This window comes from Saccharopolyspora sp. NPDC050389 (assembly GCF_040655595.1).
Classification (GTDB): Bacteria; Actinomycetota; Actinomycetes; order Mycobacteriales; family Pseudonocardiaceae; genus Saccharopolyspora.
The window spans coordinates 107,106-119,459 of record NZ_JBFAKG010000017.1 but is presented as its reverse complement, the minus strand read 5'-3'; the positions used below and the strand labels follow the sequence as shown (position 1 = coordinate 119,459).

12 protein-coding genes are annotated in these 12,354 nt (G+C 70.7%); 8 read left to right on the top strand and 4 right to left on the bottom strand.

The annotated features are described in order from the left end of the window. The first annotated feature begins 10 nt into the window (after nt 1-10). Complete coding sequence (locus tag AB0I53_RS13975; protein ID WP_358601501.1) at nt 11-1,333, top strand: MFS transporter; 1,323 nt, start codon at nt 11-13, stop codon at nt 1,331-1,333. A gap of 3 nt (nt 1,334-1,336) precedes the next feature. Here AB0I53_RS13975 and AB0I53_RS13970 read toward each other — a convergent pair whose 3' ends face one another. Then, nucleotides 1,337-2,221: a LysR substrate-binding domain-containing protein gene (locus tag AB0I53_RS13970; RefSeq protein ID WP_358601499.1), complete on the bottom strand. Its 885-nt coding sequence runs from the start codon at nt 2,219-2,221 to the stop codon at nt 1,337-1,339. A 95-nt stretch (nt 2,222-2,316) separates the two neighbouring features. On the opposite strand from AB0I53_RS13970, the gene AB0I53_RS13965 reads away from it, so the two are divergent. From AB0I53_RS13965 to AB0I53_RS13955, 3 genes are read left to right on the top strand one after another with little or no spacing between them, the layout of a single operon-like run. Continuing rightward, nucleotides 2,317-3,417: an aminotransferase class V-fold PLP-dependent enzyme gene (locus AB0I53_RS13965; RefSeq protein ID WP_358601497.1), complete on the top strand. Its 1,101-nt coding sequence runs from the start codon at nt 2,317-2,319 to the stop codon at nt 3,415-3,417. A gap of 19 nt (nt 3,418-3,436) precedes the next feature. Continuing rightward, a complete protein-coding gene (locus AB0I53_RS13960; protein WP_358601494.1) occupies nt 3,437-3,979 on the top strand; it encodes a thiamine pyrophosphate-binding protein in 543 nt (180 codons plus the stop codon). Continuing rightward, nucleotides 3,976-4,590, top strand: coding sequence for a thiamine pyrophosphate-dependent enzyme (locus AB0I53_RS13955; protein ID WP_358601492.1), 615 nt, complete (start codon nt 3,976-3,978; stop codon nt 4,588-4,590). Before AB0I53_RS13960 ends, AB0I53_RS13955 begins: the two co-directional genes overlap by 4 nt. Here AB0I53_RS13955 and AB0I53_RS13950 read toward each other — a convergent pair. After that, nucleotides 4,572-5,339 (bottom strand): SDR family NAD(P)-dependent oxidoreductase, encoded by a 768-nt coding sequence (locus tag AB0I53_RS13950; RefSeq protein WP_358601489.1) that lies wholly within the window; start codon nt 5,337-5,339, stop codon nt 4,572-4,574. The two genes, AB0I53_RS13955 and AB0I53_RS13950, sit on opposite strands and share 19 nt — an antisense overlap. Before the next feature lie 148 nt (nt 5,340-5,487). Continuing rightward, on the bottom strand, nt 5,488-5,901 hold the full coding sequence (locus AB0I53_RS13945) for an FHA domain-containing protein (protein ID WP_358601487.1): 414 nt from the start codon (nt 5,899-5,901) through the stop codon (nt 5,488-5,490). Nucleotides 5,902-6,290: 389 nt separating this feature from the next. Between AB0I53_RS13945 and AB0I53_RS13940 the strand changes: the two genes are divergently transcribed. Further along, nucleotides 6,291-8,381: an EAL domain-containing protein gene (locus AB0I53_RS13940; protein WP_358601484.1), complete on the top strand. Its 2,091-nt coding sequence runs from the start codon at nt 6,291-6,293 to the stop codon at nt 8,379-8,381. Between the two features lie 39 nt (nt 8,382-8,420). On the opposite strand, the gene AB0I53_RS13935 is transcribed toward AB0I53_RS13940, so the two are convergent. Next, nucleotides 8,421-8,981 carry a TIGR03086 family metal-binding protein gene (locus AB0I53_RS13935; RefSeq protein WP_358601481.1) on the bottom strand — a complete coding sequence of 187 codons (561 nt, stop codon included), beginning with the start codon at nt 8,979-8,981 and terminating at the stop codon, nt 8,421-8,423. 152 nt (nt 8,982-9,133) lie between these two features. Between AB0I53_RS13935 and AB0I53_RS13930 the strand changes: the two genes are divergently transcribed. Genes AB0I53_RS13930 through AB0I53_RS13920 form a run of 3 tightly spaced genes read left to right on the top strand, consistent with a single transcriptional unit; the run spans nt 9,134 to nt 12,286 of the window. Beyond that, on the top strand, nt 9,134-9,799 hold the full coding sequence (locus tag AB0I53_RS13930; protein ID WP_358601478.1) for a helix-turn-helix domain-containing protein: 666 nt from the start codon (nt 9,134-9,136) through the stop codon (nt 9,797-9,799). Beyond that, nucleotides 9,792-10,697 carry an ABC transporter ATP-binding protein gene (locus AB0I53_RS13925; protein WP_358601475.1) on the top strand — a complete coding sequence of 302 codons (906 nt, stop codon included), beginning with the start codon at nt 9,792-9,794 and terminating at the stop codon, nt 10,695-10,697. Before AB0I53_RS13930 ends, AB0I53_RS13925 begins: the two co-directional genes overlap by 8 nt. After that, on the top strand, nt 10,694-12,286 hold the full coding sequence (locus AB0I53_RS13920) for a hypothetical protein (RefSeq protein WP_358601473.1): 1,593 nt from the start codon (nt 10,694-10,696) through the stop codon (nt 12,284-12,286). Before AB0I53_RS13925 ends, AB0I53_RS13920 begins: the two co-directional genes overlap by 4 nt. Nucleotides 12,287-12,354: the final 68 nt, after the last annotated feature.

Here is a 12,354-nt window from a genome sequence, read left to right as displayed (position 1 = left end):
TGCCGTGGGCATGACCGCGAATACCCCGCCCGCACCTCATCGGGACGTGCGCGGGGTGATCAGCTGGGCGCTGTGGGACTGGGGTTCCGCAGCCTTCAACACCGTGATCTTGACCTTCGTGTTCACGGTGTACCTGACCGAGGGCGTGGCCGCCGACCCGAAGAGCGGCTCGGAGTCCCTCGGCCTCGCACTCACGATCTCGGGTGTGTGCATCGCGCTGGTGGCGCCGGTGACCGGGCAGCGCAGCGACGCCGGCGGGCGGCGCAAGCTGTGGCTGGCGGTGCACACCGCGCTCGTGGTGGCCAGCACGGCCGGGCTGTTCTTCGTCCGGGACGAGCCGGGATACCTGTTGCTGGGCCTCGTGCTGATCTCGGTGGGCAGCGTGTTCTCCGAGTTCGCCACGGTGAACTACAACGCGATGCTGCTCCAGGTCTCGACGCCGGCGACGATCGGCCGCATCTCGGGTTTCGGCTGGGGCCTGGGCTACTTCGGCGGGCTCATCGCGTTGGTGATCGTGCTGATCGGATTCGTGCAGCCCGATGTCGGACTGTTCGGCGTCACCTCGCAGGACGGGCTGAACATCCGCGTCGTGGCGCTGTTCGCGGCCGCGTGGTTCGCGGTGTTCGCGCTGCCGCTGTTCTTCTTCGTGCCCGAGGCGGAATCGTCCGGCGAGCCGCTGCGTCGCGCGATCCTGGGCAGCTACATCGTGCTGGGCAAGCGACTGGCGCGGATGTGGCGCACCGAGCGGCGCACGCTGGGATTCCTGGTGGCCAGCGCGCTCTACCGGGACGGCCTGGCCGCGATCTTCACCTTCGGCGGCGTGATCGCCGCGGGCACGTTCGGCTTCACAGCCACCGAGGTGGTGGTCTTCGCCATCACGGCGAATCTCGTCGCCGGGCTCGGCGCGTTCCTCGGCGGTCGCGCGGACGACCGGTTCGGCCCGAAGACCGTCATCCTCGCGTCGCTGATCGGGCTGGTCGTGGTGGGCGGAGCGCTGGTCGCGGTGCCCGGCAAGCCGGCCTTCTGGGTTGGCGGGCTGCTGCTGGCGATCTTCTTGGGGCCGACCCAGTCGGCCAGCCGGACGTTCCTCGCGCGCATCGCCACGCCCGGCCGGGAAGGCGAGGTGTTCGGCCTCTACGCCACCACCGGGCGCGCCGTCAGCTTCCTCGGGCCGCTGGCGTTCAGCGGCTTCATCGCGCTGTTCGGCACCCAGCGCGCGGGCATGGGCGGCATCGTCCTCATCCTGCTGATCGGGCTGCTGGCGATGCTCCCCGTGGCGGCGCCCGACCACACCGGCAACTCCGACGACCTGGCGACCACCGACGCCCGGTGAGCGTCAGGCCGTCCGGTGGGCCAGTGCTGACGCCTGCTGCTTCGCGAGCGTGAGGAAGGCTTGTAGCGCCGGGCTGTGCGCTTCCTCGCTCCGCGCGGCGAGGCCCAGGCTCCGGCGGCTGGTCGGTCGCACCGGGCGGATCACGAGCGTTCCGGGAAGCGCCGGCACCGCCAGCTCCGGCATGAGCGTCACGCCGAGCCCGCCCTCGACCATGGCCAGGGCTGTGGATCCTTCCTGCACCACGCCGGACTCCAACGGCTCCAGCCCGTGCTCGCGGAACGTGCTCCGCACCAACGCCGCGCAGCCTCCGGAGGACAGGATCAACGGCTCCGGCGCGAGCTCGGCCAGCGGGACGACGTGGTGCCACGCGAGGCGGTGGGTCTCGGGGACGACCAGGACCAGCTCGTCCTCGGCCAGGGCGATGACGTCGTGGCCGTCGGCCGGCAGTACGACGAAGGCGACGTCGACTTCGCCGTTGGCGAGCAGCTCCCTGGTCTGCAGGTCGTTGCCCTCGCGCAGCGACACCTCGACGTCGGGGTGCTGCCGGCGATAGGCGGCGAGGAGTCCGGGTAACAGGCGCGTTGACGCGCTGGTGAAGCTTCCGACGCGAAGGCGCCCCGCTCGCAGTCCGCGCATCGCGAGGACTTCGTCCTCGGCCACCCGCAAGCGCGCGAGCACCGCCCGCGCATGCTCCGCGATCCGCGCTCCCGCGTCGGTTGCGCTCGCCCCGCCGCGGCCGCGGCGCACGAGCCCGACTCCGAGCTCGCGCTCCAGCCCGTTCACCGCGTGGCTCACCGCGCCCTGCGTGACGTGCAGTGCGGCGGCGGCCTTCGTGAACGAACCGGTGTCGAGCACCGCGACGAGGCATCTCAGCTGTTGCAGCTCCACTATCAACCGCCTTCATGGAAGGCATGAAAACCATTCCGTTGACTCATGGTTCCAGGCTCCCCATCCTCGGTACAACCCCCGATCAAGGAGGCACCGTGGATCTAGCGAAGTTCCGCGAGCAGTTCGCCGTCCTGGACCGCCTCACGTGGCTGTCCACCCCGAGCTGCGCGCCCGCCGCCGAGCCGGTGCTGCGCGCGCTCCACGCGGAACTCGCGAACTGGGATCTCGGCGATTTCTCCTGGCCGCAGCGCGATCAGGCGGCTCAGCACAGCCGCCGCCAGGTCGCCGGGCTGCTCGGCGTCGATCCCGAGCACGTCGCGCTCGTCCAGTCGGTGGCGGAGGCGGTCGCGACGGTGGCCGCGGCGCTGCCGACGGGCAGCAGGGTGGTCATCGGCGCCGAGGAGTTCCGCAGCAACCTCTTTCCCTTGCTCGCCGCGGAACAACGCGGCGTGCACGTGGAGCAGGTGCCGATGCCGGACGGTTGCCTGCACAGCGAATCGCTGGTGGCAGCGATAGCCGAGGGCACGACTCTGGTGGTGCTCAGCGAAGTGCAGTCCGCGACGGGTTGGCGCACCGACCTGACAGCCGTTGCGGCGCGATGCAGGGAAGTGGGTGCGCAGTTGTTCGTCGACGCAACGCAAAGCGCCGGCGTGCTCAAGCTGCCCGACGCCGTGGATCCCGACTTCATCGCGATCCACGGCTACAAGTGGATGTTGTGCCCGCGCGGAGCCGCGTGGCTTTACGTGCGCCCCGACCGGCTTTCCGCTCTCAACCCGTTGGCGCCGAACGTCAAGACTTCTCCCGAGCCGCAGGACTACTACGGCGGTCCGCTGTCCTACGCACCCGGCGCGCGCAGGCTCGACATGTCGCCGTGCTGGCCGTCCTGGGCCGGCGCTTCCGCCGCGCTCGACCTCCTGAGGACGCTCGATGCCGGCGAACTCGAACGGCACTGCCTGGAACTGGCCGGATTGCTCCGCGAAGGCGCCCAGGAGCGGGGATTCCGCTGCTCCCCCACCGAATGGCCAAGCCACATCGTCACACTCGCGGTCCCGGACGCCGACGCGGCGGTGCACCGGTTGGCCGCCCACGATGTGCGTGCGACGGCGCGGGCCGGTGCCATAAGGTTCGGCCTGCACGGTTTCAACACGGCCGACGACGTCTCGCGCACCCTGTCCGCCCTCGAATCCACCGCCTGACGCCCAACGGAGCTGAGCCATGGCCGGATCCAATGCGTACACCGACGCCGCGGTCGCCGGCGTCCTCGACTGGGAACCCGAACTCCTCGTCCACGTCCCGTCCTCGCACGCGGCCCCGCTGATCCGCGCCTTCGAGCAGGCCGGCACGCCGTCGGTGCTGGCCAACCGCGAGGAGGAGGCCGTCGGCATCGCCGGCGGCGCGGCCCTGACCGGCAAGCGCGCGTTCATAGTCATGCAGGACAACGGTTTCGGCAATGCCCTGACCGCGCTCACCACCTTCGCCAAGGCGTACCACGTCGGCCTGCCGATCCTGGCCAACACCCGCGGAGGGCTCGGCGAGTACAACGCGATGATCCACGAGTTCTCCGCCGCGGTTCCGGCGCTGCTGACCGCGGCGGGCATCCACCACACGCCGCTGGGCCCGCACATCTCGCCGGAAGCCTGGCAGGTCACCACGCGGGACCTGTGCCGAACCGCGGTCATGACACGCCGCCCGATGGTCGCGTTGCTCGACCTGCTGCACCCCGCCGTCGAACTGCGCCCCGCGGAGGCTGCCCGATGATGGACCGGCTCACCGCGCTCGCGGTCATCGACGAGGTCGTCGGCACCGACCCGCTGGTCGTCACCTGCGGCGCCACGTCGCGGGAACTCGCCCACCACCACGGCCGCGACAACCACCTGTACCTGCTCGATTCGATGGGCCTGTCCGCGGCGGTGGGGCTGGGCATCGCTCTGGCCGGTGATCACCCGGTGTGGGCGATCGAGGGCGACGGATCGCTGCTCATGGGGCTGAACGCGCTCCCGACGCTCGGCGCCAACGCGCCCGCCACGTACACGCTCATAGTGCTCGACAACCACCAGCACGCCTCAGCCGACAAGATGCCGACACAAGCCGAACACGTCCGGATCGCGGATCTCACGGCCGCGGCAGGGCTGAAGACCGCCGTCTCAACGGACCCCGACCGGCTCCGCGAAGCGCTGCTGAACGCCAGATCCGCCGAGGGCCCGAGCGCGGTGGTGGCGCGAATAGCGGGCGGAAACGCGCCGAACATCCCCTGGCTCCTGGACGACCCCGCAGCAATCGCCAACCGCTTCCGCCAGAACGTCCTGCTCCAGCAACGGAATTCGGCCGCCCCGCCAACCGGCCGCGATGGTCATGCCGAGGTCTTGTAGACGCTCCAGCCTCCGTCCACGACGAGGCTCGCGCCGGTTATGAAGGACGCTTCCTCGCTGAGCAGGAAGGCTATCGGCGCCGCGATCTCGTCGGGGTCGCCGATCCGTCCCGCCGCCGTTTGCTCCGCCGTTCGCCGGCGGTCTTCCTCCGGGACTTCGTCCCAGGCCCGGGTCAGGATCGGCCCGGGGAGGACGCTGTTGACCCGGATGCGCGGGCCGTACTCGACCGCTAGTTGCCGGGCGAGGCCCGTCAGTCCCGCCTTGGCCGCCGCGTAGGCGGGGCGGCCGGGCAGCCCGACCAGGGCGTGCACCGAGGAGGTCAGCACCACCGAGCCCGCCGTTTCGGCCAGATCGTCCAGGCACGCCTTGAAGCCGAGGAACGCTCCGGTGAGGCTCACCGCCAACTGGTGGTCCCACGATTCGCGCGTGGTCGCGTCGGCGGGCGCCACCCGGACCGCGTAGGCGTTGCCGACCAGCGCCGACACCGGCCCGAACGCTTCGCGTGCCGCTTGCACGGCCGCGGTCCAGTCGGCCTGCTCGGCGACGTCGCAGCGTTGGAACAGCGCCCGCCCGCCGGTCGAGTTGATGCCGGCGACGACCTCGCTACCGGCTTCGACGTCCACGTCGGCGACCAGCACGCCGGCGCCCTCGGCGGCGAGCCTGCGCGCGGTGGCCGCTCCGATGCCCGATGCCGCGCCGGTCACGACGGCGGTCCGATCCGACAACCGGCCCGATGCCACAGCAGCCATGTTCCTCCGTCCCTCGGGATTCCGGTCCATGCTGCCGCCAGTGCGGCCGATCCACCAGAGCCGGCGGGCGAACCACCAGAGCCGGCTGGCGAACCACCACGACGATCATCCGATGTGGACGTTCATCCGGGTTCGGTGGTCGACGGCGTCAGGTCGTGCGGAAGGTGAATCGGTAGGTGCCGATCCAGAGCTCGTCGCCGTCTTCCAGTTCCGCCCGGTCGACCGGGTTGCGGTTGAGGTAGGTGCCGTTCAGCGAACCCGAGTCGACGATCGCGTACCGCGCGCCGACGCGATGGATCCGGGCGTGGCAGAGCGAGACCGTGGGCGCGTCGAGCGTGATGTCGCAATCCCGGCCGCGCCCCACCGTCACCGTGCCGGCGACCGGGATGGCGGTGCCCGCGTGGGGACCGCGGCGGATCACGAGCTCCGCACCGCCGCCCGCTGAGCCGGCTGCGGCGCGTGGTGCGGACGTGGCGGCCCCGGCCTGCGTCGGGATCACGGGCGGCTCGTGGCCGAAGGTTCCGACAGGCGTCGCGGTCATATCGCATCGACTCTGGTTCATGACGTCCTCCTGACGGATTGGAGTCGCCGTCGCGCACGCGCGGCGGCTGCCGATGCAGGGTCGTCGGGGAAACCCGCCAGGCCCGGCACCGTTCGGCCGGGCCCGTGCACTCCAAGCTACCGGCGGCACCCGGGCATTCCTTGAGAACTGGCTGAGAAGACACCAGGAATTCGCCCACGGCGAGCAGCAGCGGCGGCGAATCCGGCCCACTATTGGACTGGTTCACAGTGGATCAATAATGCGAAAGCGGTTCGGCATCGACGAATCCGCCGATGCCGAAGTCCCAGCGCAGTGGCCTTGCACACGTTTTCCCGCGCGCAGGCCTCCCGGGAGCTGTTGTTCGGTTCCCACCGTCGCTACGCTCGACTGCGGCAACCGCGCAAATCCGGGTGCATTCGGGGGCGAAAATTCTGCAAACGAAGAACGGGCTGACCCATTCGGAACATGTCGGGTTCCCGCAAGCGCAAGAGGTCGGGCTCGACCTGCTGGCCACCGCCATCAACGAGTACGCGATCTACATGCTCGACGTGAACGGGAACGTGGCCAGCTGGAACACGGGCGCCGAACGCATGAAGCGCTACCGCAGCGACGAGATCGTCGGGCGGCACTTCTCCGTGTTCTACCCGCCCGAGGCGGCCGCCGAAGGCCAGCCGGAACGAGAACTCGAACACGCGGCGCGCACCGGCTACCACCAGGCCGAAGGATGGCGCATCCGCAAGGACGGCACCCGGTTCTGGGCCCACGTCGTCACCGCCGCGCTGCGGTCCTCCGACGGCAGCCTGCGCGGCTTCGCCAAGGTCACCAGGGACGACACCGAATCCCACACCCGGCTGGAGCGCTCCAGCGAGCGATTCACCAACCTGATGGGCCTGACTCCGGTTGGGATCGCGCTGTTCGACGAATCGCACCGGCTGGTCCGGGCCAACGACGCGCTGTGCGACCTGCTCGGCTCGGAGATATCCGACCTGCACGGCACGCAGGCCGACGACCTGCGACACCCGCAGGACCGGCCGGGCCCGCTCGTCATGATCTCCGACGCGCCGACCCACCGGGTGCTCAAGCAGGCAGATGGCCGGCCGGTGCACTGCGACCTCCGCTGCGCCGCCGCGGTGCAGGACGACGGGCGGCTGTTCTGGCTGGTGGCGTTCCAGGACATCACCGAACGGCACCAGCGGGCCGAGGAGCTCCGCTACCAGGCCACCCACGACTCGCTGACCGGCCTGTTCAACCGCCGCGCGGTCAAGGAACTCCTGGACGACCTGGTGCGCGGGCCCGGCGCCGAGCGGGTCGGCGTGCTGTTCTGCGACATCGACAACTTCAAGCGGGTAAACGACTCCCTGGGCCACGACGCCGGAGACGAGCTGGTCGCGACCCTGGCCCGCCGGCTGCGCAGCGGCATGCCGCCGGGATGCGTCCCGGCCCGGCTCTCCGGCGACGAGTTCGTGGTGGTCTGCCGCGACGTCGATGCCGTGGGCGGGCTGGAGGCGCTGGGCGCGACGGTGTCCGGCCTGCTCCGCACCGTGGTGCGCCTGCAGGGCCAGCCGGTCCAGGTGTCGGCGGCGGTCGGCTGCGCGATGCCCGACGGCACCGCGAATTGCGGCGACGACCTGCTCCGCTTCGCGGACGCCGCCATGTACCGGGCGAAGCGGCGCGGCCCGGGGCGGGTGACGCTGGCCGATCCGGGACTGGCCCAGTCCATCAACCGGCAGTTGCGGCTGGAAGCGGAGCTGCGCGAGGCCATCGACAACAACGGCCTCACGCTCCACTACCAGCCCGTCGTGGATGCCGCGGGCAACGTGGTCTCGGCCGAGGCCCTGGTCCGCTGGCCGCATCCCGAGCACGGCCTGCTCTACCCGGACGTCTTCCTGCCCGTCGCCGAGCAGGGCGACCTGCTTCGCGACCTGGACCGGTGGGTGCTGCGCACCGCCCTGCGCCGCGCCGCCCGGTGGCCGGCCGTCGGCGGGCGTCCGGTCGGCATCGCCGTCAACCTCGCCGGGCTGCTGCCCGACGACCCCGAGTTCACCGCCGAGGTCAACGGGAGCATCGCCGAATCCGGCATCGAGCCGAACCGCGTCGTCCTCGAACTGGTCGAGACCGTGCTGGTCGACCTGCCGAGCGGGCCTCGCCGCGCGATGGTCGAACTCGTCGACCGCGGCGTCCGGTTCGCCGTCGACGACTTCGGCACCGGCTACTCGTCGCTGGCCCGGATCAAGGACCTGCCCGCGCAGATCATCAAGGCGGACCGCAGTTTCGTCTCCGATCTCGGCGTCGGCTCCCGCGACCTGGCGGTGGCCCGGGCGGTGGCCGAGTTCGCCCGCGCGCTGAACTGCCAGACCGTGGCCGAAGGCGTCGAGACCCCGGAGCAGTTCAAACTGCTCGCCAGCGTCGGGATCGACGTGTACCAGGGCTACCTGTTCGCCCGCCCGGTCCAGGAAGATCAGTTCACCGCCCTCCTCGAGCAGGCCCAACCGCTGGCGTGAATCGGACGATTCCGTTGCCGGGCAACGGAATCGTGCGGTTCACGGGGTACGACCGGTGATGGCGACGATGCGATCGAGCAGCGGGGCGTCGGCCCGGGTCTCGACGGCGCGGCCCCACAGGCTCTCGATGGGGGCGTTCGGGACGAATTCCGCCACGTGCTCGTGGCAGGCCCGCAGCGTCTCCTCCGGCAGGCCGAAGGGCTGACCGGTCGCCTTCGCGAGGTCCCAGCCGTGCACGACCATCTCGGTGAGCGCGATCTTGCCCCACACCTCGTTCGGCAGCTCCACTCCCGCGCCGCCCGAGCTGCCCCGCCAGGCCGCCGGGTCGTCCCACGCCTCACCGAGCACCCGGACGTGCTTGGCGACCCGGCGCCGCCAGTCGTCGCCGAGGTTGGCCGCGGTCGGCTGCGAGCCGGTGTCGGCGCGCTCACCGAGGTCGTTGCCGGCGAGTGCCGCGAAGCCGTGGGCGGCTTCGTCGACGTGGTCGATCAGGTCGCCGACGGTGTACTCGGCGCAGGGCGTGGGGCCGACGAGCTGGTCATCCGCGATGGCTGCGAGCAGGTCGGTCATCCGGCGGCAGGCCGGCTTCAGGTCGATCACTGATCCTCCTCGGGCTCTGTTCCCAGACGTGTAGACGGCCCGCGAGACGGGAAATCGTCGCCGCGCGCCGAGATGCCACACGTGCGCTACACACGCGTGTAGTAATCTTTTCTCGTGGATAGCCAAGTACACGTGTGGATAGGTGGCGGGACATGAGCTTGCCCGGACTGGATCCGGAGGACCTGACGGCTCGGGCGCGGATCCGAGACGCGGCTCTGCGGCACTTCGGCGAGCACGGCTTCGACCGGGCAACGATCCGCGGTATCGCCGAGACGGCAGGCGTTTCCTCGGGGTTGGTGCGCCACCACTTCGGTTCCAAGGAAGCGCTGCGCGACGCTTGCGACGCCTACCTCGCCAAGGTCCTGCACGGGATCAACGACGAGGTCAGGGCCGACAGCTCACCGGGTGGCGTGAACTACGTGGGCGTCGCGGGCGCCGCCTTCGGCCCGTACCAGCGGTACGTCGCGCGCTCCCTGGTCGAGGGGCGGGCCGCGCCGCTGTTCGACAAGCTGGCCGAGCTGGGCGCGCAGTGGCTGGTGGAAGCCGACAAGAAGCGGCCCGATCCGCCCGAGGTGTCCCGGGAGGAGCGCGCGACCGTCGCTGCGGCGATGGCGCTGTCCATCGCCGTCATGCACGAGCACGTGTCGCGGGGCCTCGGCGTCGACGTGTTCAGCCCGCAGGGCGAGGACGTGCTCGCCCGCGTCCTGCTCGACCTCTACTCCCATCCCCTCCTCAGCCCGGAGGAAGCCGTCGCCATCCGGTCGCGGCTGTCCACGAGCGGAAACGCCCTTCGATCCGGAGAAGGCATCGATGACTGATGCGATATCGACCACCGGCCTGGTCAAGAAGTTCGGCCGCACCACGGCGCTGGACGGCTTCGACCTCTCGGTGAGCACCGGCGAGGTGCACGGTTTCCTCGGCCCGAACGGCGCCGGGAAGAGCACAACGATCAGGATCCTGCTCGGGCTGTTGCGCGCGGACGCGGGCACCGCCCGGTTGCTCGGCGGCGATCCGTGGCAGGACGCGACGAACCTGCACCGCAGGCTCGCCTACGTGCCCGGCGATGTCACGCTCTGGCCCGGCCTGTCCGGCGGCGAGGTCATCGATCTCCTGATGCAGCTGCGCGGCGGCGGCAACCGATCCAGGTGCCAGGAGCTGATCGACCGCTTCGACCTGAATCCCCGCACCAAGGGCCGCGCCTACTCCAAGGGAAACCGGCAGAAGGTTGCGCTGATCGCCGCGCTCGCCTCCGACGCCGAGCTCCTCATCCTCGACGAACCCACGTCGGGCCTGGATCCGCTGATGGAGGTGGTGTTCCGCGACGTCGTCCGCGAGGAGGTGCGGCGCGGCGACCGGACCGTGTTGCTGTCCAGCCACATCCTCGGCGAGGTCGAGGAGCTGTGCGATCGCGTCACCATCATCCGCGACGGCCGGGCCGTCGATTCCGGTTCCCTCGCCGACCTCCGCCACCTGGCCCGCACCTCCGTCCGCGCCGAGCTCGCCGGCCCCGCGGACGGGCTCGCCGAGCTCCCGGGAGTTCACGACCTCCGGACGGAGGACGGCCAGGTGTGCTTCGAAGTCGACACCGATGCTCTCGACCCGGCGCTGCAACGGCTCGGCTCGATCGGCGTTCGCAGCCTCGTCAGCCGGCCGCCCACGCTCGAAGAGCTCTTCCTGCGGCACTACGACAGGGCCCGCGCGGAGGTCACCCGATGAGCAGCTTCGCCGGAACGTCCCGCCTGGTGCGGCTGGCGCTGCGCCGCGAGCGGAACATCGCGCCGTGGTGGGTTCTCCTGCTCGTCACCATGTCGCTGATCATGGTCGCCTACATCAACAGGAACATGGGCACGCCGGAGCTGAAGGCGACCTACACCGCGATGATCAACCAGAACGCCTTCTTCCGGGCGCTCGGCGGCGGAACAGTCGAACCGGACCTCGGCGTCCTCTCGTCCTGGCGCAGCGGCGGATTCCTGTACGTGATGAACGGTCTGGCCGCCCTGATGGCCGTCGTCCGGTACACCCGCGCCGACGAGGACGCCGGCCGCACCGAGCTGCTGCGCGCGGGTCCGGTGAGCCGCTACTCCGCGCTGACCGCCGCACTTGCGGTGGCGGGCGGGGTCAGCCTGGCCGGTGGCGCGGTGACCGCCATCGTCCTGATCGCGATCGGGCTGGATCCGGTGGGGTCGATCGCCTACGGCGCGGGCATCACCGCCGCGGGCTGGGTATTCGGCGGCATCGCCGCGGTCACCGCCCAGCTCGCGCAGAACGCCCGCACGGCAAGGGCTTTCGCGCTTTCCGTCCTTGGCGCCGCCTACGTCCTGCGCTATGCAGGCGACGCGAGCGGGCAGTACTGGATGACGTACGCATCGCCGATCGGTTGGAGCCACCTGGTGGCGCCGTACCGGGACGAGCGGTGGTGGATGCTCGCGGTGTCGATCGCCGTGGTCGTGGTGCTTTCTGCCATCGCCTACCGCCTGGTGGATCGCCGTGACCTCGGGGCGGGGCTGATCCCTGAGCGCACCGGGCCCGCGACCGCGCCGCACCTGCGCGGCCCGATCAGCCTGTCCTGGCGGCTGAACCGCGGCCTCCTGGTGAAATGGGCCGTCGGGCTCGCCGCTTTCGCGGCCGCCGCCGGTGCGCTCAGCACGCTGGCGCACCAGCTGCTCAACGCGCCCGGCGCAGCCCGGCTGCTGGAGAACTTCGGCGGCCGGGCGGGTTCGGAGCTCCACTACTTCATCTGGCCCATCATCCTGATATTCGCGCACGTCATCGCCCTGTACCCGGTGCTGATGGTCCAGCGACTGCACGCCGAGGAGAGCAGCGGCCGGGCGGAAGCCGCGCAGGCCACGCCGATGACGCGGCTTCGCTGGGCGGCCGGGCACCTGCTGGTGACCGGCCTCGGCACGGCGGCGCTACTGGCCGTCACCGGGCTCGTCTTCGGCGTGTTCTTCGCTTGGCTCGTGGGCGATTTCGCGGCGGACGTGCCGCGAATCCTCCTCCAGACCATGGGAACCGTCCCGGCCGCGTGGCTGGTGGGCGCGGTCTGCGCGTTCGCCTACGGGCTCCTGCCGAAGGCCTGCGTGGCGATCTCCTGGGCGGTGTGGGTGGCGACGGCGGCGCTGGGACAGATCGCCGGCCCGCTGTACGGGGTGTGGGGCGGAACTCCGTTCGAGCCGTTCCACTACATCCCGAACACCATCGCCGGAAACCCGTTCGATCCGGGCCCGGCGCTGGTGATGGTCGCGCTCTCGGCCGTCCTGCTCGGTGGCGGACTGCTGGCCCTCCGCCGCCGCGACTTCGGCTAGGGCGTTTCCCGTAGGTGATCTAGCTGCGGATCTGGTTGTGGTTGGTGCGGGCTGAGCACAAAGGCCAT